This is a genomic window from Mycobacterium sp. NGS54, assembly GCF_059812465.1.
In genome coordinates, this window is the sequence record NZ_JCALCS010000022.1 from 1 (window position 1) to 916 (window position 916).

Genomic DNA, 916 nt, shown 5'->3' on the forward strand with positions numbered 1-916 from the left:
CGCCTCCAGCGACGCCGCCTGGGCGCGAATCAACGCGCCGTGCGCGTCGACGTCTCCGAACTGGTAATTAATCGTCATCGCTCAATCTCCTAACGCCCTAAATGCCGCTAACTGCTCAGAATCTGCTGCGAAGCCTGCTCTTGCTGCTCGTAGTTATTGGCGTCGCGGATCAGCCCGTCACGCACGCCCTGCAGCATGTTCACAATGTTGTGGAACGCCTGGTTCATCTGTCCCATCGTGTTGTAGGACGTCGCCTCGGCGGCCCCACTCCAGCTGGCGCCGGAAATGTTCTGCGACGAGGCCCACATCCGACGTGCCTCATCCGAAACCGTCTGCGCATGCACGTCGAAACGCCCTGCCATCGCCCGCATTGCGTGCGGGTCGGTCATAAATCGTGTAGCCACCACACTGCTCCTTTCATCAACAAAATGTTTCGATTAAGCGCCGCCACGGCGCCCAACGTCCAAACCCCGCCGTATCACCCCCGCCCTATCCGACTCCGACGCGCGGCACCACGCTGGGTCGCGCCTGGACCACGTGGGGGCTGGCCCCGCCGCGGCCCATCATCCCGCCGGGCATGCCGGCGCCGGCGCCCATGCCGCCCATCGGCATCGGCATGAAGGGCATGCCGCCGCCCGTCGGCGACCCGGCGGCGGCCGCCGCGGCGGGCATCTCCCCGCCCAGCCCCGACATCGCCGCGCTGGCCATCCGCGCCGGCGTCGACCCCTGCCACGTCGGCGGCACCGACATGGCCCCGACCAACCGCGACTTACCCAGTTGCGCGGCCGCGCCGCCCAGGCCCGCACCACCGCCGCCCAGGCCCTTCATGGCGGGAGCGGCCGCGCTGACGAATTTCGCCGGATCGACCGCGCCGGCGGCATCGCCGGCCAGCGCCGCCGCGTGCGACCCGCTCATT

Annotated in this window: 2 protein-coding genes and 1 pseudogene; all 3 read right to left on the reverse strand. The window is 68.9% G+C overall.

Annotated features, from left to right (window positions below):
- Nucleotides 1-78 (reverse strand): annotated as a pseudogene (locus tag AC5Y5E_RS30345) (type VII secretion protein EsxI); the annotation flags it as partial.
- Nucleotides 79-107: 29 nt separating this feature from the next.
- Nucleotides 108-404 (reverse strand): WXG100 family type VII secretion target, encoded by a 297-nt coding sequence (locus AC5Y5E_RS30350; RefSeq protein ID WP_499881040.1) that lies wholly within the window; start codon nucleotides 402-404, stop codon nucleotides 108-110.
- 85 nt (nucleotides 405-489) lie between these two features.
- A partial coding sequence (locus AC5Y5E_RS30355) for a PPE family protein, SVP subgroup (protein ID WP_499907717.1) occupies nucleotides 490-916 on the reverse strand: 427 nt, incomplete at its 5' end.